The organism is Odoribacter sp. N15.MGS-14, assembly GCF_000980245.1.
Lineage (GTDB): Bacteria > Bacteroidota > Bacteroidia > Bacteroidales > Marinifilaceae > Odoribacter > Odoribacter splanchnicus.
The window spans coordinates 1-22,736 of record NZ_LARE01000033.1 but is presented as its reverse complement, the minus strand read 5'-3'; the positions used below and the strand labels follow the sequence as shown (position 1 = coordinate 22,736).

Annotated in this window: 20 protein-coding genes and 1 tRNA gene; 8 read left to right on the top strand and 13 right to left on the bottom strand. The window is 44.0% G+C overall.

Going from position 1 to position 22,736, the window contains the following annotated elements; translation table 11 throughout:
* The first annotated feature begins 19 nt into the window (after positions 1-19).
* Complete coding sequence (locus tag WS34_RS08645; protein ID WP_013613303.1) at positions 20-1,450, top strand: SusD/RagB family nutrient-binding outer membrane lipoprotein; 1,431 nt, start codon at positions 20-22, stop codon at positions 1,448-1,450.
* Between the two features lie 114 nt (positions 1,451-1,564).
* Here the strand turns inward: WS34_RS08645 and WS34_RS08640 are convergent, their stop codons facing one another.
* Positions 1,565-3,751: a glutamine synthetase III family protein gene (locus WS34_RS08640; protein WP_013613293.1), complete on the bottom strand. Its 2,187-nt coding sequence runs from the start codon at positions 3,749-3,751 to the stop codon at positions 1,565-1,567.
* A 354-nt stretch (positions 3,752-4,105) separates the two neighbouring features.
* On the opposite strand from WS34_RS08640, the gene WS34_RS08635 reads away from it, so the two are divergent.
* Positions 4,106-4,966, top strand: coding sequence for a pyridoxamine kinase (locus WS34_RS08635; RefSeq protein WP_022161185.1), 861 nt, complete (start codon positions 4,106-4,108; stop codon positions 4,964-4,966).
* The gene (locus tag WS34_RS08630; RefSeq protein ID WP_022161186.1) at positions 4,963-5,778 is read left to right on the top strand and encodes an HAD family hydrolase; all 816 of its coding nucleotides are present in this window, start codon (positions 4,963-4,965) and stop codon (positions 5,776-5,778) included. The genes WS34_RS08635 and WS34_RS08630 overlap by 4 nt, the downstream gene beginning before the upstream one ends.
* A gap of 178 nt (positions 5,779-5,956) precedes the next feature.
* Here the strand turns inward: WS34_RS08630 and pyrF are convergent, their stop codons facing one another.
* The 5 genes from pyrF to WS34_RS08605 form a co-directional block, all read right to left on the bottom strand.
* Positions 5,957-6,784 carry an orotidine-5'-phosphate decarboxylase gene (pyrF, locus tag WS34_RS08625; protein WP_046404314.1) on the bottom strand — a complete coding sequence of 276 codons (828 nt, stop codon included), beginning with the start codon at positions 6,782-6,784 and terminating at the stop codon, positions 5,957-5,959.
* 33 nt (positions 6,785-6,817) lie between these two features.
* Positions 6,818-7,924 carry a peptide chain release factor 1 gene (prfA, locus tag WS34_RS08620; RefSeq protein WP_013613289.1) on the bottom strand — a complete coding sequence of 369 codons (1,107 nt, stop codon included), beginning with the start codon at positions 7,922-7,924 and terminating at the stop codon, positions 6,818-6,820.
* 79 nt (positions 7,925-8,003) lie between these two features.
* A complete protein-coding gene (locus WS34_RS08615; protein ID WP_022161187.1) occupies positions 8,004-9,032 on the bottom strand; it encodes an NAD-dependent epimerase/dehydratase family protein in 1,029 nt (342 codons plus the stop codon).
* A 40-nt stretch (positions 9,033-9,072) separates the two neighbouring features.
* On the bottom strand, positions 9,073-9,483 hold the full coding sequence (locus WS34_RS08610) for an OsmC family protein (RefSeq protein ID WP_046404312.1): 411 nt from the start codon (positions 9,481-9,483) through the stop codon (positions 9,073-9,075).
* An 86-nt stretch (positions 9,484-9,569) separates the two neighbouring features.
* Positions 9,570-9,923, bottom strand: a complete 354-nt coding sequence (locus WS34_RS08605) for a YraN family protein (RefSeq protein WP_013613286.1) — start codon at positions 9,921-9,923, stop codon at positions 9,570-9,572.
* Between the two features lie 150 nt (positions 9,924-10,073).
* On the opposite strand from WS34_RS08605, the gene WS34_RS08600 reads away from it, so the two are divergent.
* Positions 10,074-10,895, top strand: coding sequence for a glycogen/starch synthase (locus tag WS34_RS08600; RefSeq protein WP_013613285.1), 822 nt, complete (start codon positions 10,074-10,076; stop codon positions 10,893-10,895).
* A 54-nt stretch (positions 10,896-10,949) separates the two neighbouring features.
* Here WS34_RS08600 and galE read toward each other — a convergent pair whose 3' ends face one another.
* Positions 10,950-11,969, bottom strand: coding sequence for a UDP-glucose 4-epimerase GalE (gene galE / locus WS34_RS08595; protein ID WP_013613284.1), 1,020 nt, complete (start codon positions 11,967-11,969; stop codon positions 10,950-10,952).
* A gap of 137 nt (positions 11,970-12,106) precedes the next feature.
* On the opposite strand from galE, the gene WS34_RS08590 reads away from it, so the two are divergent.
* Entirely contained in the window at positions 12,107-12,862 is a 756-nt protein-coding gene (locus tag WS34_RS08590) for an HU domain-containing protein (RefSeq protein WP_046404310.1), read from the top strand.
* Here the strand turns inward: WS34_RS08590 and pssA are convergent.
* Entirely contained in the window at positions 12,843-13,583 is a 741-nt protein-coding gene (gene pssA, locus WS34_RS08585; RefSeq protein WP_013613282.1) for a CDP-diacylglycerol--serine O-phosphatidyltransferase, read from the bottom strand. The genes WS34_RS08590 and pssA overlap by 20 nt on opposite strands.
* Before the next feature lie 19 nt (positions 13,584-13,602).
* Positions 13,603-14,652: a DUF1573 domain-containing protein gene (locus tag WS34_RS08580; RefSeq protein WP_202189682.1), complete on the bottom strand. Its 1,050-nt coding sequence runs from the start codon at positions 14,650-14,652 to the stop codon at positions 13,603-13,605.
* A 191-nt stretch (positions 14,653-14,843) separates the two neighbouring features.
* Here WS34_RS08580 and WS34_RS08575 point away from each other — a divergent pair, with 191 nt between their 5' ends.
* Complete coding sequence (locus WS34_RS08575) at positions 14,844-15,995, top strand: M20 metallopeptidase family protein (RefSeq protein ID WP_022161192.1); 1,152 nt, start codon at positions 14,844-14,846, stop codon at positions 15,993-15,995.
* A 2-nt stretch (positions 15,996-15,997) separates the two neighbouring features.
* Complete coding sequence (locus WS34_RS08570) at positions 15,998-17,002, top strand: glycosyltransferase family 9 protein (RefSeq protein ID WP_046404307.1); 1,005 nt, start codon at positions 15,998-16,000, stop codon at positions 17,000-17,002.
* Here WS34_RS08570 and WS34_RS08565 read toward each other — a convergent pair.
* The 3 genes from WS34_RS08565 to rlmH are packed head-to-tail and all read right to left on the bottom strand — an operon-like array spanning position 16,992 to position 21,605.
* Positions 16,992-17,492: a hypothetical protein gene (locus WS34_RS08565; RefSeq protein WP_013613278.1), complete on the bottom strand. Its 501-nt coding sequence runs from the start codon at positions 17,490-17,492 to the stop codon at positions 16,992-16,994. The two genes, WS34_RS08570 and WS34_RS08565, sit on opposite strands and share 11 nt — an antisense overlap.
* Before the next feature lie 19 nt (positions 17,493-17,511).
* Positions 17,512-21,105, bottom strand: a complete 3,594-nt coding sequence (locus WS34_RS08560; protein ID WP_046404305.1) for an ATP-binding protein — start codon at positions 21,103-21,105, stop codon at positions 17,512-17,514.
* Positions 21,106-21,131: 26 nt separating this feature from the next.
* Positions 21,132-21,605 carry a 23S rRNA (pseudouridine(1915)-N(3))-methyltransferase RlmH gene (gene rlmH / locus WS34_RS08555; protein WP_013613276.1) on the bottom strand — a complete coding sequence of 158 codons (474 nt, stop codon included), beginning with the start codon at positions 21,603-21,605 and terminating at the stop codon, positions 21,132-21,134.
* Between the two features lie 164 nt (positions 21,606-21,769).
* Between rlmH and WS34_RS08550 the strand changes: the two genes are divergently transcribed.
* A tRNA-Ile gene (locus WS34_RS08550) sits at positions 21,770-21,843 on the top strand.
* A 154-nt stretch (positions 21,844-21,997) separates the two neighbouring features.
* Here the strand turns inward: WS34_RS08550 and WS34_RS08545 are convergent.
* Positions 21,998-22,736 (bottom strand): DUF4595 domain-containing protein (locus tag WS34_RS08545; RefSeq protein WP_046404303.1); only part of this gene is annotated, 739 nt, incomplete at its 5' end.

Here is a 22,736-nt window from a genome sequence, read left to right as displayed (position 1 = left end):
ATATTTTAAAAATAGATTTATGTTACGAAAAAAAATAATAGGCCTATTGCTATTGGCAACCGGATGGACTGCTTGTACCCAAAACTTCGACGAGATCAATACCGATCCCAACCGACTGGAAAAAATCGACCCTTCGACTCTGATGACGCCCACCCTTTACGATTTAGCCAATTTCAATTATAACCGGGCCCATAGTTTTACCCATCATTTGATGCAGTTTATGGTCACCACCAGTACTACCGGCGGAGTACATCGTTATGCGGATTTACAGAATGCCGGAAATTCTACCTGGAATACTTATTATCTCCAGCTGACCAATATCAAAGAAATGTATGAATTGGCCGTCGGTGCAGAAAGTAAAAATTATCAGGCGGTAGCCTTGACCTTGAGAGCCTGGGTATATGCCAATCTGACCGACTGCTTCGGAGATGTTCCGATGACTGAAGCTTGCCGGGGAGACGAAGGAATCTTAACTCCGAAGTTCGATACCCAGCAAAAAGTCTACGAACAGGTATTAAGTGATCTGGAAACGGCAAATTCACTTTTCGATGAATCCGAAAGTTTATCTTCTACCGATTTATTATACGACGGGGATGTCAGGAAATGGAGAAAATTCGCCAATTCGCTGCACATGCGAAGTTTACTGAGGCTTTCGAAACGTTCGGAGATGAACAGTCTGGCCAAATTAGCGGAGATGATCGGAAATCCGGTAAAGTATCCGGTATTTGAAAACAATGCAGACGGAGCTTTATTGCCGATATCCGGCATCTCGCCGTACGACTCACCCATTAGCCGGCTCGAAGATTTTCGTTCCAATAAAGCGATGGCTTCCTTTTTTGTAAATACACTGGTGGAGTTGAACGATCCGCGTCTTCCTATTTTTATGGATGAAGCCACCAAAAACGACGGTAGCCAGGAGAAGATCGGTTATAAAGGTTATCCGAGCGGATTTGCTGCCACCGAACGATTCGATTACAATGCTTCCAACATTAATGCAACATTAGGTACGGCACCGATGAAAGTGCTTTTTATGACTTATGCCGAAGTTGAATTCATCAAAGCTGAAATGGCCTGGCGGGGACTGATCACAGACCAGGCAGCCCCCCACTACCGGAAAGCCGTAGAAGCGATAATCGAACAATGGGGAGGGGTAGTCCCCGGAGACTATTTCGACAACCCCAAAGCCACATACGACGGGACACTCGAACGGATACTACTTCAAAAACACCTGGCCGCTTTCTTCTGTGATTATCAGGCCTGGTTCGAATACCGCCGTACAGGTCTCCCGGAAATGAAACCCGGAGCAGGCATGGATAACAACAAAATGGTCCCCGTACGGTTCAACTATCCGGCCACCCTCCAACAAACCAATAAAACCAATTACGAGGCCGCAGTAAAATCGCTGGGAGGACCTGACGATATCAACACCAAAGTCTGGTGGGAAAAATAATATCGCTCAACTACACCAGAATATAGAGAAAACCGCTGACTTGCCCGAAGTTTTGGACAAATCGGCGGTTTATTCCATCGGTCAGACGAATGATACCGTACCCGATCCCTTTTTCTATTTAAAGAAAAGTAATTCCCGGTATTTCGGTAAGGGCCAGATCTCATCGTCGACGAGTAGTTCCAGCTTATCGATGTGATAACGGATTTTATCCAGATACGGTAAAACCGTAGCAGAATAAACCTGAGCCCTTTCCACTTCATTCGAAATAGAATTGTTAGCCACTTTACGGGCTTCGGTCATTTCGTCGACCAAAGTACGGATCTCTTTGATATGGGTAGAAATCTCTTTAATCGCTTTCAACTGCACTTCGCCCACTTCATTATATACATCCGGCAGGATCTCTTTCAACCCTTTCACATTCTCGATCAGGGTATTTTGATAAGTAATCGCTGTCGGGATAATATGATTCAAGGCCAGATCCCCCAATACCCGGGATTCGATCTGTAGTTTTTTCAGATAGATCTCGTTCTTGATTTCAAAACGGGCTTCCAGTTCACGTTCGGTAAAGATCCCGTTCTCTACGAACAATTTTCTGGCTTTCGGAGCCAAGTAAGCTTTGAGCGCCCCCACGCAATCACTATCGACCGACAACCCTCTCCTTTGAGCTTCTTCCTGCCATTCTTTACTATATCCGTTACCTTCAAAACGGATTTTTTTACAAGCAATGATATACTTTCTCAAGACCTGAAAAATCGCTTCGTCTTTTTTCACCCCTCTATCGATCAATGCATCGGCTTCTTTCTTAAAAGCAATCAATTGTTCAGCCACAGCGGTATTGAGTACGATCATCGCTGCACCACAATTGGCAGAAGCACCTACCGCTCTGAATTCGAAACGGTTACCGGTAAAAGCAAAAGGAGAAGTACGGTTGCGGTCGGTATTGTCCCGCATGATTTCAGGAATTTTACCGACATTCAACTTCAATTCGGTCTTTTCATCAGGACTCATCTTCTTACTGCTCACTTTCTGTTCGATTTCGTCCAGAATAGAATCGAGCTGTTGTCCCAGGAATACGGACATAATCACCGGTGGTGCCTCATCCCCTCCCAAACGGCGCTCATTTCCCAAAGAAACGATACAAGCTTTAAACAAGGCCTCCTGTTCCAATACAGCTTTTGTAGTAGCGACCAAGAAAACGAGGAATTGCATATTGGACTTCGGGTTCTTCCCCGGAGACAACAAATTCACTCCGGTATCCGTCAGTAAAGACCAATTGTTGTGTTTACCCGAACCGTTGATTCCTTTATAAGGTTTTTCATGCAACAATACCCGGAACTTATGATGTTTGGCTATCCGCTTCATCGTAGACATCAATAACTGATTATGATCCACAGCCAGGTTCGCTTCCTCGAAAATCGGTGCCAGTTCAAACTGATTCGGAGCACATTCATTGTGACGGGTTTTTGCCGGAATGCCCAGCCGATGGCACTCGTATTCGAGTTCATCCATAAAAGCATTTACCCGCTCGGGAATAGCCCCGAAATAATGATCTTCCAGCTGCTGATCTTTAGCTGCCGAATGGCCCATCAAAGTACGGCCGCACAATTTCAGGTCAGGCCGGGCATTGAACAAGGCTTCGTCGACCAGAAAATATTCCTGTTCCCATCCCAAGGTTGCCGTCACTTTTTCCACATCTTTATCGAAATACTGGCAAATGCCGACAGCTGCCTTGTCGATCAACGCCAAGGCCTTCAACATCGGCGTTTTATAATCCAGGGCTTCGCCCGTATAAGCCACGAATACCGTCGGTATACACAAGGTGTTGTTGTTGATGAAAGCAGGAGATCCCGGATCCCAGGCGGTATATCCTCTGGCTTCAAAAGTATTCCGGATACCGCCGTTCGGAAAACTCGATGCATCGGGCTCTTGCTGTACCAGCATCCGGCCGTCGAAGGCTTCTATCATACTTCCGTTTTTTTGCAAATCAATAAACCCATCGTGTTTTTCTGCCGTAGCTCCGTTCAGGGGATGAAACCAGTGAGTGTAATGGGTTGCTCCCTTTTCTACAGCCCAGGCTTTCATCGCTGCAGCAACCTGATCGGCCAGTCCCCTGTCTATCGTCCCACCTTCTATCATCACCTTTTCCAATTTCTTGAAAGCTTCTATAGACAAATACTGACGCATTTTCTCTATGGTAAGTACATCACATCCGAAAATTTCAGATACCCGTCGCCGTTTTGGGACTTCTAAAGGTTTCCGATGAGCCAGCTCTTCTAATGCCGAGAATCTTATTTTTGCCATACAATCGATAAAAGATTAATTTTTTATATAACACCATTATTTTTCAGGGGCAAAAATAGAAAATAATACTATATTTTTACACATACCCCTCAAAATTACACACAAACACTTCAATTATCGAGAGTCTACACAAAATTGCGGAACGGATCTTCAGTCCGGTGGAGCCAAAATCCCGGATATACTTAGTTCATAAAGTCTGTAGACCCCTGCGGTGCACCTCCTTACCGGAACCTTCGGCTCCGATCGGTCGCTCCCGTAGCTGCTAAAAAAAGCCCACAAGGTTCAGGGACTTCATAAACCTTATGGACTTTCGACTTATTTATCCTACTTTTGCACAAACAGATATTCTCGACTATGAAAAAAATTGCCGCAATACACGATTTGTCAGGTTATGGCCGGGCCTCCCTGACAGTCGCCATCCCCATTCTTTCTTATATGGGGTATCAGGTTTGCCCTCTCCCCACGGCTATTTTATCCGCCCACAGCGAATACAAAGATTTCCGTAGCTTCGATCTAACCGACCAGATGCAGGGGATCATCGATCATTGGAAAGAACTGGACTTACATTTCGATGCTTTGTATTCGGGTTATCTGGCATCGGAAAAACAAATGAATATCGTATCCGGATTTTTCGATGATTTCAGTCAGGACGACAATTTCATCTTAGTCGATCCTGTTTTAGGAGACCACGGTAAACTCTATCCGGGGATGGATACCGGCATGATAACAGGGATGCGCGAACTGTGTAAAAAAGCGAATGTGATCACACCCAACCTGACGGAAGCGGCCTTTCTTTTAGATACGGCGCCATCTCCTCACACACCCCCGGCCGAAGCGATCGAATGGTGTAAAGCCCTCAGTAAACTCGGGCCGGAATATGTTATCATCACTTCGGCTCCGTCGGGAAATGAAAAAAAAGTGGCTACGCTCGCTTATAATAAGAACGACGAACGCCTGTGGCGGGTGAGCAGCGATTACGTTGCAGCCAGTTATCCGGGTACCGGTGATGCTTTTGCAAGTGTCATCACCGGTTGTCTGCTCAACGGCGACAGTTTACCTGAAGCGATCGAACGGGCTGTACACTTCATCAACATGGGAATCAAGGCTACTTTCGGGTATGCCCACAATCCTTTAGACGGGATGAACCAGGAAAAAGTGCTTCACTACCTGAATGAATCCCTGCCCTATTTCACTTACGAACTATTGCCCGGATGATCAAAGCGATTATTACCGATCTGGACGGTACACTTCTTCCCAGAGGCGGGAGCATCAGTGCCGATACCCTGGAAGCCTTCCGGCTAGCCGGGAATAAAGGATGTATCCGGATCATTGCCACAGGCCGCAACCTGTATTCCGCCCTCAAAATATTACCTGCCGGTTTTCCGATAGATTATCTGGTTTTCTCTTCCGGTGCCGGTACACTACGTTGGAGCGATCGCCGATTGCTGTCGGCTCATCACCTCAGTATGTCCGAGACCCGGGAAATAGCCTCTTATCTTTGGGAATATAATATCAATTTCACCATCCAACGGGAAATCCCGGATAACCATTATTTTTATTACACAACCCTTTACCCGATACATCCCGATTACCAAAAACGCCTGGCCACCTACCGGCCTTTCGGAAGCCCGATAGAATCACCGGCCGGCATACAGGGTAAAGCCACCCAATTCGTGATGATTCTCGATGCCCTGCAATTACGGTTACTAGAAAAAATCCGTTCGGATTTAGCCGGTTATTCCGTAGTACGCTCCACTTCGCCTTTAGACAACCGGGCGATCTGGCTGGAAATTTTTGCCGGCGGTATCCATAAAGGCAATAGCTGTCAAACTCTTTTAAAAAAACTGAATATCAATTGTAAAGAGGTTGCCGGACTAGGCAATGATTATAATGATATCGATTTTCTGGATATTTGTGCCGAAGCCTATTTGGTAGCCAATGCCCCGGTTAATTTACAAAGACACTATAAATTAGTAAGATCGGACAAAGAAGAAGGATTTACAGAATTTATATCCAAAGTATTATAATTCCAGAAACATTCCCGAAACTTTTTGTCAGAAAAAATTCACTTTATCATAGCCGAACGAACTTTCAGTTCTACCGGTAAAACTTTAGTTTTCCGATTCAGCTTCTCTGCCGAGAATCCGGAGTTTTTTTTGCCAGACCGAACTCAAGGTTCACCCGACTATGACAAAAGAAGCCAGCCTATAATACTTTCCCTTCCACTAACAACCGCTCCATATCTTTTTGCAGTTTAAACGCTTCTTCCCGTGCACGTACGGCAAAATTTTCTGTACGGTCGGCAAAAATAATGCCCCGGGAAGAATTGACTATCAAGCCACAATGTGCATTCATTCCATATTTTGCCACTTCTTCGAGACTTCCGCCCTGAGCTCCGACTCCCGGCACCAACAGAAAATGATCGGGCACGATCCGGCGGATTCCGGCCAGCATCTCGGCTTTTGTCGCTCCGACAACGTACATCATATTCCGGGCATTCCCCCAGTCCTGTGATTTTTCGAGTACCTTTTCATACAATTTCATCCCTTCGCTTTCAAAAAACTGGAAGTCATAAGCTCCTTTATTGGAAGTCAAGGCCAGAAGTACAACCCACTTTCCCTCATATTGCAGGAAAGGAGTCACCGAATCTTCTCCCATATAGGGAGCCACCGTGATCGAATCGAAAGCAAGAGTTTCCAGAAAAGCTTTGGCATACATCTGCGAAGTATTTCCGATATCCCCCCGCTTAGCATCCGCAATAGTAAAAATATCCGGGTAACTCGTCCGGATATAGTGTATAGTCTTCTCCAGACTTTTCCATCCTTCGACACCCCGGCTTTCATAAAAAGCGATATTGGGTTTATAGGCGATAGCCACCTCGGCCGTCGCATCGATAATGGCTTTATTAAATTCAAAAACAGGATCTTCCAACTGTAGCAAATGCGGGGGAATCTTAGCGATATCCGAGTCTAAGCCGACACAAAGGAAGGATTTCTTTGCCTTTATCTGTTCAAATAATTGATTATAATCCATATGATTTAATTGTAAATGATAAATCGTACATTTCTACAGTCCGCTTTCTTTCAAACGCTCGGTATTTTCTTCGATCTGCAGTTTTTCGATAATCTCGTCGATTTCGCCGTCCATCACAGCCTGTAAATTATAAAGTGTAAAGTTGATCCGGTGATCGGTTACCCGTCCTTGCGGATAATTATAGGTACGGATTTTAGCAGAACGGTCACCTGTACTGACCATCGTCTTGCGTTTAGCCGAAATGTCGTCGATGTATTTCTGATGTTCTTTATCATAGATAAAAGTACGCAAACGGGAAAGTGCCCTTTCTTTATTCTTCGGTTGATCCCGGGTTTCGGTACATTCGATCAGGATTTCTTCGGCCACACCGGTATTGGGATTTTGCCAGACATACCGCAGCCGGACACCGGATTCCACTTTATTCACATTCTGTCCTCCTGCTCCTCCCGAACGGAAAGTATCCCATTTGATCGCCCCCTCGTTGATTTCCACTTCAAAAGCCTCGGCTTCAGGCAATACCGCCACGGTAGCTGCCGAAGTATGCACCCGTCCCTGTGTCTCCGTAGCAGGAACCCGTTGCACCCGGTGCACTCCCGATTCATATTTCATAATGCCGTACACACCTTTACCGGTAACGCTGGCCACGATTTCTTTGTATCCTCCGGCAGTTCCTTCATTGGCATTGGTCACCTCGACTTTCCACCCCTTACGCTCACAAAATTTCGCATACATCCGGAACAGGTCGCCGGCAAACAGACAGGCTTCATCTCCTCCCGTTCCTCCCCGGATCTCGAGTATAACATTCTTACTATCGTCCGGATCTGCGGGTACCAGTAACAACTTCAATTCCTGCTCCATACCCGGCAATTTATCTTCCAGCTCTTCGATCTCCATTTCAGCCATTTCGCGAAGTTCTTTATCCTCTTCGTGCAGCAGAATATCTTTCGATTCCTCGACACTAAGCAGGGCCGCCTTAAACTTATCGGCAGTTCGGGTGATTGTCTCCAACTCCTTATACTCCTTGGTCAACCTCACATAGCGCTCCATGTCCTGAATCACTTCAGGATCGGTGATCAACTGTCCGATCTCCTTAAAACGGATATAATAAGTCTCTAATTTTTCTAATAATGGATGATTCATTTACCCTTTTTTATGATTTGGCACAAAAGTAAGAAATAGTTTAGAAAGTTCATAAAGTTTAGAAAGCCAACCCGATTTTTCATTTATGCTTCGGATCTGCAGATGCTGAAATCCACATCAGCCGCATATGATCTACCGTCTCTACCAGAGGATAGAAATGAAAATCCGGATAAAGGCTGAGTATCCTGGCGTTCGAATATCGTGAACAATGTTGAGACGACCGGGCAGTCTCACGGGTAAAAGCAGGCTTAGATCCGGAAAGGTATCCCCAACAGGCCAGCATCCTCCATACCAGTTCGGTCATCCAGGGTGCAAGATTCCACCAGGGAGGCTGTACTCCATTCACCCGGGCTATAGCTGTAAAAAGTTCCTGATAAGTATAATTTCCTCCATTCAACACAAAACGTTCCCCACTCACCAAAGGATCTTCACACAACCGGATCATCAATTCGCACACATCCCGGACATCCACATATCCGGTCATACCCCGCGTATAAAAAGGAATTCCTTTAGCAGCGGTAAAAAACAATCGTGCACTACTGCGATGCCACATACCCGCCCCCAGAATCACCGACGGACATACGATAACTGCATTCAATCCATAACCGATATATTTCCGGATCAGTTTTTCAGCAGCCGTTTTACTTTGAGAATAAACCGAATGCTCTCTACCGGCGATAACAGGTGTATCCTCGTCGATCAAATCTTCCGGTTGCCGGGCATCACCAAGGGCTGCGATCGAACTGACATAACAAAGCCTCACCTGATATTCCAGACACAGAGCCGCCACGTTTTCAGTCCCTTGCAGGTTGGTATTCATCAGATGCATCCGATCCGTCCCCGAAAAAGACACCACAGCAGCACAGTGATAAACATAGTCAGCCCGCCGGACATATTCGGCCAGCCCCTCCTTTTGCACCACATCCCCTTCGACCCAATTGATCGTGTTCCAATATTTTTCACCGTCAGGATACTGTAAAAATACAGCCCGGGAATCTTCCAGCCGGCTCTGTTTTCTACGCAATGCCGAAACCGAATGGCCTGAAACAGCCAAAAAATACAATAAATGGCTACCCAATAATCCGGTTGCACCTGTCACAAAAACCATACGTTTACTTATTTGAATAATCGAGTCGACGACTCAACAACTATACCGACCAATGAAAACGAACCGACTTTTCCAAATGTTCGTTCAGACTATAATAAACGGGACAAGTCTGTGCCACCCGCTCCAAAACAATCCGGTCTTTGGCAGAATAAGCTTTCGCAGGCATAAAAATATCGATTCCGATTCTTACAATACGCCGGGGCTCTGTCCCCATAGTCTTCGTTATCTCCATCTCTGTACCTTCCAGATCGATGTTATGCTGACCGGCATAAATCCCCATGGTAGTCAATATACAAGAACCTAAAGCAGCAGCACACAAATCGGTGGGTGAAAAAGCTTCCCCTTTACCACAATTATCGACCGGAGCGTCGGTCATCATCTTCGTACCGCTCGCCACATGTTCACACTCCACACGGAGTTGTCCCAAATATTTTGCTTTCATTGTCGCCATAACACATTCTTTTTATATTATTACTGAAATTAGTCTAATCCAATCCTTATCTTTTTAACGAATCCTTCATTAAATCGTTATTCTTTCTATTCAAACACCTGAATCGCTTCCTTTACATGTTCAATCTTTAAATCAGGCCCGATCACCAAAATCAAATCGAAGCGCACCTCAGCCCGAATCCCTTTCGCTTTAATATAGGCATCCGTCGCTATACGGATATTTCTTCTCTTGCGGTAATCCAACAGTTCCTCGGGATGTTCTTCCGGCAAATCACGGGTTTTCACCTCTACAACCACCAACAGATCCCCTTTCAGGCAAATAACATCCAATTCCCGGTGTTTTAACCTCCAGTTGCGTTCTAAAACAACATATCCCTCCCGCACCAAATATTCAACCGCCTTCTCCTCTCCCTTCCGCCCCAAATCATTATGAGCTGCCATGATTTATTTTACTTTTTCCAAATATAAACAAAAAAACAATACCGTCTTCTCTTTCATTTACAAAAGAGTACAAATTCAAATTTAGCCAAACGCTTTTTGATTTGTGAACAAAAATGACTACCTTTGTAAGGTTTTTGGGAAAAAGTAGTTATGGCGAAGAAAAAGATTCTTTTTATATCTCAAGAGATCATGCCTTATTTACCTGAATCGGAAATGGCCCATATCGGCCGTTACTTACCTCAGGGGATTCAGGAAAAAGGCAAAGAAATCAGGACATTCATGCCGCGTTATGGATGTATTAACGAAAGACGTAACCAGCTTCACGAAGTGATTCGCCTGTCGGGAATGAATTTGATCATCAATGACACAGACCACCCGTTGATTATCAAGGTAGCCTCTATCCAATCTGCCCGGATGCAGGTATATTTTATCGACAATGAAGACTATTTTCAACGGAAACATGTGATTACCGATGAAAAAGGGTCTTTCTTCCCGGACAATGACGAACGGGCGATCTTTTTTACCAGAGGAGTATTCGAAACGGTAAAAAAATTAAGATGGGCTCCGGACCTGATCTATTGCCAGGGCTGGTTCACCGCTTTAGTGCCTCTGTATCTGAAAAAGGAATACAACGAAGATCCGATATTCGCTCATTCTAAAGTAGTATATTCTACCTATAATGACCAGTTCGGTGGCACCTTAGACCAGGATTTTCAAAAGAAAGTATTGAGTGAAAATATTACTTCGGAAGACGTACGTATCCTGAGCGAACCGACCCATACGAACGTCAATAAACTGGCTTTCGATTATTCGGATGGGATTATTTTCAATAGCTCTAATGTCGACCCGGAACTAAAGGCTTATGCGACACAAAGCGGCAAACCGGTGACAGAATACACCACTCCGGAAGAATACATCGAAAATTACGCCACCTTCTTCGATCAGATTCTGGAAAGTCCGGCAAAAAAATAATTTTATCAGTTATAAAAATAGGGAAACGATCGTTTCCCTATTTTTATCTTCTTTTTATTTCTTCATCAACGCTTGTTGCCATTTCCAGGCATTGGCCAGAGTTTCTTCGATAGGAACTTCGGCTTTCCATCCCAATTCCTGATTAGCCAGGGTAGTATCTGCCCATACTTTCTCGATATCTCCGGCCCGTCGTCCTACGATTTTGTAGTTTACTTTTTCGCCGGTAGCTTTTTCAAAAGCTTTGATCAAACCCAATACCGAAAGCCCGTTTCCTGTTCCGATATTGAAATATTCGTAATTGGCTTTATTTTTTCCGTCGAGTAAACGCCGGATAGCCACAACGTGAGCTTTCGCCAAATCGACCACATCGATATAATCCCGGATCGGAGAACCGTCGGGCGTATTGTAATCATCCCCGAAGACACTCAATTGCGGACGGATACCTGCCACCGTCTGGGTCAGGAAAGGAATCAGGTTATTCGGTACACCGTTAGGCAATTCCCCGATCAGAGCAGAAGGATGAGCACCGATCGGATTGAAATAACGCAGTGCCAATAAGTTCATGCCAGACTCTACTTTCGCAAAGTCCCGCATAATATCTTCACACATCGCTTTTGTATTTCCATAAGGAGATTCGGCTTGTTTACGGGGTGTTTGTTCGGTAACCGGCAAAACATCGGCTTGTCCATACACCGTACAGGAAGAGGAGAAGACGAGATTCTTTACTCCGAACTCACGCATTCCGGCAATGACATTCATTAATGAATTCAGGTTATTCCGGTAATATTCCAAAGGTTTCTGCACCGATTCGCCCACAGCCTTCAAAGCGGCAAAATGGATAACCGCTTTTATATCCTGATGCCGGCGAAAGAAATCGCGCACCTGTTCTCCTTCTGTCAGATCGATCTGTTCAAACTCAGGCCGGATGCCTGTAATCTTTTCAATTCCGTCTAATACGCCGATATTGGAATTACACAAATTATCCACAATAACGACATCATATCCATTCTGTTGCAACTCCACCACGGTATGCGAACCGATATAGCCGGTCCCCCCTGTTACAAAAATCTTCATAAGGCTAAAAATTTATTGTTTTATTCTGTATTTCATGCAAAGTAAGTAATAAAATATTAAAATTGGTCGCTTCAACAGGGTGAAATTAATTTTTTCGGGTTATTGGCGGATATCCGTTTTTTTCTTACTTTTGTACTATGCATAAATTTATTGAATACATATCCGATTTGCTATTTTTACACGATTGCGTAATCATTCCGGACTTCGGGGGATTTATCTGCAACTATAAAAGTGCTTATATCGACGACGAGAGTGGTTTGATTTGCCCACCCTCTAAGGATATTTTATTCAACCGTAACCTGACCCACAATGACGGATTGTTGGTCAGTTGGATTGCCGGCAAAGAAAATATCAGCTATGAGAAGGCTACTTCCCAGCTGATGCTTTTCTGCGAAGACCTGAAAATTCGGCTAAACCAACGACAACGGATCGCTTTCGGAGACATCGGTGTATTTTTTACAGACCGCCGTTTTAATATCATTTTCGAACCCGGAAAACATAATTTTTTTGCAGAAACCTTAGGAATGGAGCCACTTCCAGTGGTGAAGGTCGGTTTATCCGATAAAATAAAACCCGCCGTATCGGGTACCAGCAGGTCAACCCAAAACCCGGATATTCCCAAATATATCAATTTAGAATCTTCCGGTAATATTCTGCACCGTCTTTTGAAATATGCTCTAGGAGCGACAGCTATCGCAGGTATCGTCATCATTACCCAACTGGATTTCTTCCACACGGCTTCCGATCCGAACCGGGATGTGAATAGTTCCGGCGTACAACCGGTCATTCCTGCTATTCAGTCATCTGCATCCGGAAAAATCACTTGTAACAAAGTAATTTCCCCTTCGCAAGACTACGTTGACTACGATCCGGTCAACGATTTGAAGTGGTAATTTTTATCAAAGCCTCTACGACAGAAAAAAGGATATATAGGGGGATGATAAAAATGAGAATCCCCTTTCCCCAAATACCTGCCGATATAATCAAACATATAAAATAGCAATAACGAATCTTATTCTCCCGCCAGCCGAATCCCGAAATCTTCAACGAAAACATCGGTAATTCACTGATCAAAAGAATAGACAGGATAAGGGCACTGCTTGCCAATACCCCCGGCTTTCCGAACAAGGTCATATAGAGTTCCGGAGTATAATAACTTCCGAAAACCAGGCATACCCAAAACAATGCATTAGCAGGCGTAGGCATACCGATAAACGAAGTGGCCTGACGTACATCGAGATTAAATTTAGCCAAGCGGTAAGCCGAGAAAGGAGCGATCACGACCGGCATGACAGCTGTAATCTGCTGTCCCAGCGTCCAGGTGGCAAAATGCAGGAAATCACCTCCCGGTAATTCTCTAACGATCAGAAAATACGCCAGAATAGCAGGAGCAACCCCGAAACTGACCATATCGGCCAGCGAATCGAGTTCTTTCCCTATCTCCGACTTGACATGCAACAGACGGGCGGTCATCCCGTCGAAAAAATCGAAAACCATCCCCACCAGGATCAGGATAGCAGCAGCGGTCAACAGTCCGTACATAGCCAGAAAGATAGCCAGCGTACCGGAAATAACATTCATACAAGTGATCAGGTTGGGGATTTGTTTTCTCATAACTAATATATTAATAATTTCAATCGATATTTCCGTAAAAACGTAAAGTCAACTCAGGATTGGCAGGTGCATTACTAATCACACTGATTAAACAAGTCACCTTCCCGGCATCGGCTCCTGATTTCGTATTCACCTTCAAAGCAGCCGCTTCTCCCGGTTTCAGTTCCTTCCGGGTCATTTCGACAGTTACCCGCTCATCGTTGGAATATATACGATGAATCGTCAAAGGAGTTTGGCCGGTATTTTTTATCTGATAAGTACAGGAAACCACTTGAGCAGCAGGAGTATGCCCGAAGTTATGATATCGTTTGTCCGCTTCAATCCGAGGGGCTGTCGCCGGATCGATATTTTTAAAGTCTTCTTCGATGAAGACCGAAACCGGCAAGGTGTATTTTTTCCCCTCGACCACCATCGTCACCTGCTCTTTATTCAATCCATATTCACCGTTCATCGCCGTATTATAGGCCGCCTTGATCGTCGCTTTCCCTTTATCGGGAATAGGCTGAGGCTCGATAGCCATTTTAATATAAGCCGGTAAGTCCGTAAAAGAAACGGCAACTGATTTACCGGCATTGTTGAAAACTCCCACAGACATACTTTTCACCTCTCCTTTGTGCACTTTCATCAAAGAGATATGCTCCAAAGGCAAACGTAAACCGGAAGCCAGCTCATAAGGATAATCATCGAGCACTGTCCGGGCTTTCCCCTCGACTGTACCTTTAATCTTCAGTTCCACTACAGTCGGTTTAGCATTCGAATATACCGTTATTGTCTTATCGAAAAATCCCGGCCGGTCTTTCGGATCGAAAGTAGCCTTCACAAACCCTTTCTGTCCGGGTAAAACCGGTTGTCTACTCCACTGCGGAGAAGTACAGCCACACGAAGATTCTACATTTTTGATCAATATCGGAGCAGTCCCGGCATTCACAAACTCAAAATCATAAGAAACAGCTCCATTCACTTCCTTAATCGTCCCGAAATCATGTGCCCGGTTACTGAAGTTGATCACAGCTTGCGAAAAAGTTGCCAAAGAGGCAAACAGAAAAACAATCGATAAAAGCACTTTCATATCACAAAAATTAGCATAAAACAACATACACTCACTCAAAAATATACATACATCAAATTCTCTTTTCTTTTATGAATTCGGAATACGAAAATAATTCTTTTTACCGAGGATTTCGATGATTCAAGAATAAATTTTAACTTCGTTAGCTCAAAACCACCTGAAAATATAGTTTGAATTGTAAATAAAGCTTTATGATAAATATACCCCCTGAGCTGCTCACGAATGCCCGAATGCATTATACCTATTTGCACGAACATCCGGAACTAAGCTTTGCAGAAGAACAGACCGCAGCCTATATCCGCCGTACTCTTGACTGCCTGCAAATTCAGTATACCAACGCAGGCCCGACAGGGATCATCGGTTTTCTGCCCGGTAGAGACACTTCCCGGACAATTGCCTTACGGGCAGACTTCGACGCCCTGCCGATCTCCGAAAAGGAAGATCATCCTCTTATTTCCCGTAACCCGGGCATTATGCATGCCTGTGGGCACGATCTGCACACGGCCGTCTTATTGGGAACGGCAGAAATACTGGCCACCCGGTCACTGCCCTTTAACCTGATGTTCATCTTCCAACACGGAGAAGAGGTTTTGCCCGGCGGAGCCCGGGATATCATCGGAAATGTTTTTTTCCAAACCCATCTTCCGGAGTGGATCATCGCTTTACATGCAGAACCGGACCTTCCGGTCGGCCAGCTCGGCATCTGTCCGGGTCAATATATGGCCTCGGGAGACGAGATATCCATCACCCTGCACGGCCCGGGAGGACATGCCGCCTTACCCGACCAATCGGCAGACCTGATCCTGATCGCTTCCCATATCGTCGTGGCTCTGCAGCAGATTACCAGCCGGAACGCCTCTCCCTTCATTCCTTCCGTCCTGACTTTCGGTCATTTCAGATGCCACAGCATGATGAACATTATCCCCAAAGAAGTCCGGTTAGAAGGGACTTTCCGCACTTTCGACGAAACCTGGCGCCAAGAGGCTAAAACCCGTATCCGCCGGATAGCCACAGCGATTGCCGAAAGTATGGGAGCCCGCCCGGCGATAGAAATAATCGAAGGGTACCCCTGTCTCTGTAATCAGCCGGAAAAAGCAAAACAAGCGATCGAAACATTAAAAACAGAATTCGGAGAAAAACAAGTGATCCGGTTGAGCCGGCGCATGACCACGGAAGATTTCGCCCGTTACAGCCAAATCCTCCCTGCAACATTCATCCGCTTGGGCGTAAGTTCGACTACCCACTCTGCGGGGAAACTGCATACCCCCGAATTTTTCCCGGACCTAGCCGCTCTGGAAACCGGTATCCGTGCCTTATGTTCGCTCATTCTTAATAACGATTAACTATGCCCAAATTTCTGATCATCCGTTTTAGCTCGATAGGCGATATCATTCAATGTATGGGAATCATCGACGGTATCCGGGAACATTTTCCCGATGCAGAAATCCATTGGATCGCCCGAAAAGATATGTCTTCTTTCCTGGCCATGGACAAGCGCATCGGTAAAATATGGGCTTTCGATAAAGCACTCGGCCTTAAAGGCCTGTTAAAAATCGCCCGGCAACTCCGGGAGGAGCATTACGATTATATTTATGACGCCCATAGTAATATCCGGTCTAATATCTTAAGACTAAAATTATTACCCTGGTGGAGCAAAGGTCCGCATTTCACCCTGCGTAGCAAAGAACGCTGGAAAAGGTTTTTACTTTTCAATTGGGGTATCAATCGGTTTCCCTGGCCTTTCCGGGGTGTCGTTTCTTACCGGAAACCACTTTTAAAATGGGGGATCGACCGTTTCCCGGATACTTACGACGACTGGTATTTCCCGGAAAATTTCCCGGAAAAGCTGAATTCCCGTATACAGGCCCATACGATTACCCTTGTCCCTTCTGCCAACTGGATAAAGAAAAGATGGCCGGTCGAACATTGGAAAAAGCTGATCACCTTACTATCGGAATACCACTTTCTGATCCTGGCGGGTCCGGACGATACCTTCTGCGAAGAAATCAGGACCGAAGCTCCTGAACGGGTAGAAAACCTGGCAGGTAAAACAACCTTATTGGAATCCTGCTACCTAATTCACCGTTCCCATATCGTCGTCAGTGCCGACACCGGTTTCATGCATGCCGCCGATCTCTTCCGAATCCCGACTCTGGCCCTTATCGGCCCGACCGCTTTCGGTTTTCCCACCGGTCCGACCGCCGAGATATTCGAGACCGCCTTGTCGTGCCGGCCATGTACGAAAGATGGAAGCGGGAAATGTAAAAAAGGTGTTTACCAGCAATGTATGGTAGATATCCGCCCGGAAACCATCGCAACCCGTATCCGGCAACTCCTGCCTATAAAGTGACAGGAGAAGCCGTCCGCATTTTTATCCGCATCCGGGTCTTGCGTTTTTTCAGGGTTTCCAAAGTCAGCCCCATAATCCGGGCCATGGTTTTATTATCCAACTGCATTTCACACATCAGTAATAACAACACATCCTGAGTAGAAAATCCGGCGTATTTATCCAATAAATCCCGGACATATTCTTTTTTATTGTGACTAAAAATCTCGATCAGTTCCCTAAAATACAATTCTTTCTGCTTCTTGACCAGATTCATATACTTGTCATAAAACTCAGGAATTTTCAGATTTATTTTATACTCCAGCATCAGATAACCGACATCCATCGCCGTATTGATATTAGCCAACTGTACCATATCCCGGAGCGGAATCACTACCCTGCCTTTATCCTGAACTTCCTTTTGCCGTTTCCGTTTTTTCTCCATCCAATACCACACTCCGGCCATACTCCCTTCCCCCACGACAAATCCAATCAAAATCCACACCCAAATCATAGACGACACCAATTTGAAATTATGCTCTTACAATATCCAATATAATGAAAAATTCCGTACCGACCCCTACTTCGCTCACAAAACCGATCTCCCCGCCCATACTTTCGATAATCCGTTTACAGATAGCCAACCCCAATCCCATGCCACTGGATTTGGTGGTAAAATTCGGCTGAAAGATTTTCTCCCGAAGATTTTCCGGTATGCCTTGCCCATTATCGCGGATACGGATTTCCACTTTCCCCTCTTTTTTACGGACTGTGATCCTGATAACTCCCTGCCGGCCTTCGGGGATACTCTGTTCTGCATTTTTCAACAGATTGATCAACACCCGCCTCATCTGTTCCCTGTCGGCCAATATCCGGATCCCTTCCTCCACATCACATTCCAATTCTTCTGTATTATTTTTGAAAAGCAACGAGCAGTTGCGTACTAACTCATCTACTTCGAAAGTCTCATTATGTGCCTCGGACATCTTGGCAAAATCAGAGAAAGCAGAAGCAATGGCAGCCATATTATCGATTTGCTCGATCAACATGCCGGAAATGGCTCTGAAACGTTCCTTAAATTTCTCCGTATCTTCCATCTGCAAAGAACGCAGCATAAACTGGATATTCAACTTCATCGGAGTCAGCGGATTTTTAATTTCATGAGCAATCTGCCGCGCCATTTCACGCCAGGCACTCTCTCTTTCCGATTTTGCCAGCTGCACAATACTTTCATCCAGCTTATCCACCATATTGTTGTATTCTTCCACCAAGCGGCCGACTTCATCGGCATGGTTATAAACAATTTTCTCATTTTTCCCTCCGACATGCATTTTCTTCAATTTATCGTTCAGCATCTGCAAAGGCCGGGTAACACGTTCCGCCACCAAACCGGATAAAATAAAAGCCAGGACCATCATCACAATAGCGATATTCACCGTGATGACTACCATAATAATAATATCCAGATTCAGTTCGTCATTTTGAGCGAAATAAGGGATATTCAGTATATAAGATTTTCCATTGTCCAATACCAGCGGCATATAAGCCGACATATAAGTCAGTTCGCCCACTTTCCCGTTTGCGATATAACTGGTCACCCCGAGCTTTTCGATCTGTTTCAAGGCTTCAGGATCGACCAAAGTACCCTCGAATCCATATTCAAAAATTTCCGGGCGCGAAGTAGCTATCAATTTCCCTTGTCTGGAGTAAATATTGATATCGATCAGCAGTAATTCGGACATATCGGATAGCCGGCCCGTAACTTCGGGACATTTACGGGCATCCACACAAGGCAAACGCTCTAATTCTTTATTGACATATTTCAGCAATTCGATCGCTTTAGCATTATGCCGCCCTTTAAAACTCACGGTATTCATATAAATACTCAAGGCTGTCAGGATAACAAAAAGGATAAAAATCAAAGATATAATACTGTTTTTTATCCGGGCCCTCAATGTACCTCGCCTGAAATTGATATTCCGGTTAACATTAAAAAACAAACCATAGGAAGAAATCAATATACAAACGAAGAAAGCATACAACACATTCATGTAATAAAGAGCGAAAGTATTCTCATGCAAACTGATGACCAGGGTACTGTTGTTGTCCACAGGGATCAGCATATGCGAATATTTGTCTTTATTGAACAGGTCGAAATTACGGGCATCTTTACCGAATGCCGATAATTTTTTATAATACACAAAATTTCCCGAAGAAGACACCAACTCCCCATAGCTATATTTAGCATAGGAGTAAAAATAACCGTCCTCTTTCCCATCGGCAGATTTACGGGATAGGATTTGCGGATACCCTATGCCTTCGTCGTCCTTGACTGCATCGAAACGAAGATAAAGATTTACTTCCCCGAAACGATATCGCCCGATATAAGTGACATATCCATCAAAAACACCGATGGAATAGAAACCGGAGTCGTCGATCCGGTGCCCGTTTTTACGTATAATCCATTCGAAATACTCCCGGCATCCCCATTGTTCGCGGGTATCGGTCAGCCAAAGACTGTCACCGGCACGGCAAAAAGTGATTTCGCAAGAATAATTATATCCTCTCAAATCTAATAGCTCTCCACTCAACAAAGCTTCCGCTTCCTGTTCCTCACCAACCTCGATCCATCCTTTCAGTTCCTCCGAACCGCGTATGACCCGATCGATCTCCACCAACCGCTTTTCGAAATTATAATCCCTTTCTTCTATCAGCTCGGTGGCATAGTTCATACGCTGGCGTTGCTCTTTATAGCTTTCATATTTTTTAGTCACCATCACCACATAGATGGATAATAAAAATATGACAAGGATATAAATACTTCTTTGTATATCCCGCTTCAATAAATACCTGTTAACAGCCAGTAAAACCGTAACGATCCAGATAAAAAAACAATCCCAGAAGTTCGTATATAAACTGAACATATAACTGACCAGACTCAACAGAACACACATGTAAGTGACGACTTTAATCACCGTTATGAACGACATCATGTGCCAGAAAACAGAAACAGCACCATAGATAGTGATCACGATCACCAATCCTCCCATAATAATCGCGACAAACGAAAGAATAGAAGAGAGCCCCACATGTACCAACTGCGCGATATTCAAATGAATATCCATATTTTCCACCACCAGATCGATGGAAAAATTGAAGAAATCGACATATAGAAAAATCAGAAAAATAATCCCACCAGTGAAAAGGTAACGATAATGCAACAGTTTCTCATCCTGGTAATTAATCCGGATATTCGACAAAGTGATATAACAAACCTGAAAAATACAGAAAGTAGTCAATAATAAATCACCGATAGAAGTAATAAATATTTTTTTAGAAAAAGTCTCATCGAAAATCGGCAGACGATAAATAGTAGGAGGCAGACGAAAGGCTTGCATAAAATAGCGCAAACCGGCCAGAAATAATATAAATCCGGCAAAATAAAGGAGTTGTCTTTTCCAGCAATCCGTATGTTTCAATACCAAATCATACACATAAAACAAACTCAGGAAAAACAGCAGATAGAAAGAAAGCAACAGATAATTGGAAGCCCGTTCTTTGTAATGATCGCCATAAACGATAAAAAACAAGCCCATACCGTCCTTATCAGTGATCAAATGTCCCTGTTCAACGGTGACTGTAGAGATTTCTACCTGCCCGATATTCTCTTCACTAATATTCAGAAACTTTCCGAAATTGTTTTTGATGTATTTACCGGTATAGGGATAGTCGTCTTTGATCCGCAATAAGGCATAATAATCGATATCTTTATATCTTTTCCTCCGGATTTCGTAATAGGTATTTCCGATCTTCGTGAAATTTCTCCCACTGGTCAGCAATTCGGATAAATGCCGATCTCCGATAATTTCGTTCGTCCAAAAGAAAACCCTGCCCTCCCGAATCCCGACAAAGATAAGATCCTCCTCCCATTCCTCGGAGTCGATATCTACGCTGTCTCTAAAAGTCGCCAATAAATGATCCGCTTTGCGTTCCTGTTCATGCAAACGGCTTTCGAAGCGTTCCACCCAGGTATTCTCATCCTGCCGATAGAAAAGATATTCCGTCAGCGCTGTCGCCATCAGCAACAACACAGCACCAAACAAAACGATAAACGCCTTCCGCTTCATATGCTCATTTATTCTACTTCCCGGTTTTATTCATGATGATAAGGCTCTCCCTTCATAATGGTCATCGCCCGATAAATCTGCTCGGCAAAAATCATCCGGACCATCTGATGCGAGAAAGTCATTTTCGATAAAGACAACAGCTCATCAGCCTTTCGGTAGACCGCTTCCGAAAAACCATAAGGTCCTCCGATCACAAAAACCAACCGCTTTATCCCATTCAGCATCTTTTGTGCCAAAAAAGCAGAAAATTCGCCGGAACCGTACTGTTTTCCCCGTTCATCCAGCAAAATCACATAATCGGTCGGCAAGAATTGTTCCAATAGCAACAAACCTTCTTTCTCCTTTTGCAATGCCTCACTCATATGTTTGGTATTCTTGACATCCGGCAAGACTTTCATCTCATACCCCACATATTTCCTCAACCGTTTTTCGTATTCTTCAATTCCCGCCCGAATATAATCCGCATCTGTTTTCCCAATAACCAGCAAACAAATTTTCATAGTTCTCTAAATCTACCCGATAAAACATTCCAACCCACCGACCAAGCCATTTCCATCCAACGAAAATAACATTTTTTTCCTACATCTTTTGTATAAAACAGAAATTTATCCCTATATTTGCACCCGTCAAAAGATTCGCGGTTTTTTGGTGCATGAAAAATGCAGGTCCCATAGCTCAGTTGGTTAGAGCACCTGACTCATAATCAGGGAGTCCTTGGTTCAAGCCCAAGTGGGACCACAAAAATAAAATCCAATCATCTAAAAATCAGATGATTGGATTTTTAATTATACATATTTGTGAAACATGAAACGAAAATAAGCGGCTCTAACCAGCCGCTTATACACACAATAAAGACAGATGATCAGTTTCCGGAGGGTTGTTTGGTCAAGAATCAATTTTCATAGAAAATTTCATATTCATATTTTTCCCCATCTTCATCTATAATGACTTTGGTAATGTAATTATCTTTTACTTCATATTTAAAAGAAACTGAATATTCGTATTTTCCATCTTCATCATCTATCCCACTTACTTTTACTTTCTCTGGCAGATAAACAGAACGTTTTCCGGTAATATCATAAAGGAAAAGGTCTTCAATATTTTCAAAGTAATCCGCAAGAATTATTCCAAACAAGTCTAAATTCAAATTGTTAAGTTGTTGATCATATGTAAAATCAAGCAACGCATATACATTATCAAATTCCTCATCTATCCATTTATATTGAGTCAATTTGCCTCCAACGTAAATAAAATTTTCCGTGGTCGGATATTCACTTTCAATAATACCTTTTATTTGACTTAAATAATCTCCCCCATATTCGAAGGCAAATTCATCGAATTCTTCATAAATGGGATAGGTCTTTTTGTAATGCTTGGCTTTCCCGTTTTCTAACGTATATGTTTCGGTCTGTTTATCACCTCCAATTTCTTTAATTACCAATTGGTTAGAAGAATAGGTACATGTTGACATATAAGGTTCTGTTTCTCCGTCTTCGGTCACCTTTAAAGATACAATTCGTCCTTTGTCATCATAAGAAAATTCATAGATATTTTTTCCTATACCCTTAAGTGCATCCTCATCTTCAAAAGATTCAATTATTTTACTGATTTTTCTCGGCAGGATTTCAACA

Excerpts from the sequence above, each read along its gene's own strand:
- WS34_RS08645 (WP_013613303.1), top strand. The coding sequence starts at position 20 with ATGTTACGAAAAAAAATAATAGGCCTATTGCTATTGGCAACCGGATGG.
- WS34_RS08640 (WP_013613293.1), bottom strand. The coding sequence starts at position 3,751 with ATGGCAAAAATAAGATTCTCGGCATTAGAAGAGCTGGCTCATCGGAAA.
- WS34_RS08635 (WP_022161185.1), top strand. The coding sequence starts at position 4,106 with ATGAAAAAAATTGCCGCAATACACGATTTGTCAGGTTATGGCCGGGCC.
- WS34_RS08630 (WP_022161186.1), top strand. The coding sequence starts at position 4,963 with ATGATCAAAGCGATTATTACCGATCTGGACGGTACACTTCTTCCCAGA.
- pyrF (WP_046404314.1), bottom strand. The coding sequence starts at position 6,784 with ATGGATTATAATCAATTATTTGAACAGATAAAGGCAAAGAAATCCTTC.
- prfA (WP_013613289.1), bottom strand. The coding sequence starts at position 7,924 with ATGAATCATCCATTATTAGAAAAATTAGAGACTTATTATATCCGTTTT.
- WS34_RS08615 (WP_022161187.1), bottom strand. The coding sequence starts at position 9,032 with ATGGTTTTTGTGACAGGTGCAACCGGATTATTGGGTAGCCATTTATTG.
- WS34_RS08610 (WP_046404312.1), bottom strand. The coding sequence starts at position 9,483 with ATGGCGACAATGAAAGCAAAATATTTGGGACAACTCCGTGTGGAGTGT.
- WS34_RS08605 (WP_013613286.1), bottom strand. The coding sequence starts at position 9,923 with ATGGCAGCTCATAATGATTTGGGGCGGAAGGGAGAGGAGAAGGCGGTT.
- WS34_RS08600 (WP_013613285.1), top strand. The coding sequence starts at position 10,074 with ATGGCGAAGAAAAAGATTCTTTTTATATCTCAAGAGATCATGCCTTAT.
- galE (WP_013613284.1), bottom strand. The coding sequence starts at position 11,969 with ATGAAGATTTTTGTAACAGGGGGGACCGGCTATATCGGTTCGCATACC.
- WS34_RS08590 (WP_046404310.1), top strand. The coding sequence starts at position 12,107 with ATGCATAAATTTATTGAATACATATCCGATTTGCTATTTTTACACGAT.
- pssA (WP_013613282.1), bottom strand. The coding sequence starts at position 13,583 with ATGAGAAAACAAATCCCCAACCTGATCACTTGTATGAATGTTATTTCC.
- WS34_RS08580 (WP_202189682.1), bottom strand. The coding sequence starts at position 14,652 with ATGAAAGTGCTTTTATCGATTGTTTTTCTGTTTGCCTCTTTGGCAACT.
- WS34_RS08575 (WP_022161192.1), top strand. The coding sequence starts at position 14,844 with ATGATAAATATACCCCCTGAGCTGCTCACGAATGCCCGAATGCATTAT.
- WS34_RS08570 (WP_046404307.1), top strand. The coding sequence starts at position 15,998 with ATGCCCAAATTTCTGATCATCCGTTTTAGCTCGATAGGCGATATCATT.
- WS34_RS08565 (WP_013613278.1), bottom strand. The coding sequence starts at position 17,492 with ATGATTTGGGTGTGGATTTTGATTGGATTTGTCGTGGGGGAAGGGAGT.
- WS34_RS08560 (WP_046404305.1), bottom strand. The coding sequence starts at position 21,105 with ATGAAGCGGAAGGCGTTTATCGTTTTGTTTGGTGCTGTGTTGTTGCTG.
- rlmH (WP_013613276.1), bottom strand. The coding sequence starts at position 21,605 with ATGAAAATTTGTTTGCTGGTTATTGGGAAAACAGATGCGGATTATATT.